This is a genomic window from Paraburkholderia sp. SIMBA_027 (genome assembly GCF_046535315.1).
Taxonomy (GTDB): domain Bacteria; phylum Pseudomonadota; class Gammaproteobacteria; order Burkholderiales; family Burkholderiaceae; genus Paraburkholderia; species Paraburkholderia tropica.
Map to the genome: position 1 here is coordinate 1 of NZ_JAWRWY010000554.1, position 273 is coordinate 273.

The 273-nt window shown below is 63.7% G+C and carries 1 protein-coding gene; it reads right to left on the minus strand.

The genetic code is table 11. The features are described 5' to 3' along the window. The coding region (locus SB764_RS40230; protein WP_410866785.1) for a pirin-like C-terminal cupin domain-containing protein at positions 1-273 on the minus strand (273 nt) is incomplete at both ends.

Here is a 273-nt window from a genome sequence, read left to right on the forward strand (position 1 = left end):
CGCCCCACGAAGTTCCACCACATGAGGAGGTCTTCGCCGAACGGCTCGCCCCCGAGCAGCATGAAGCGGGTCTCCGCAGCAACCTCCAGCCGGAGGTTGGAACGGCCTGCGCCGAGATAGGCCAAGGGGCCTGGTTGGACGTCGACGCCGTCGATCACTGCGCTGCCGTCCAGAATCAAGATTGCATGTTCGAAATCCGGGCGCAGCGGCAGTTCCAGGCTTCCGGTCCCAGTGATGTCCGCTCCAACGATAGGGCTGAACATTGTGGCAGGG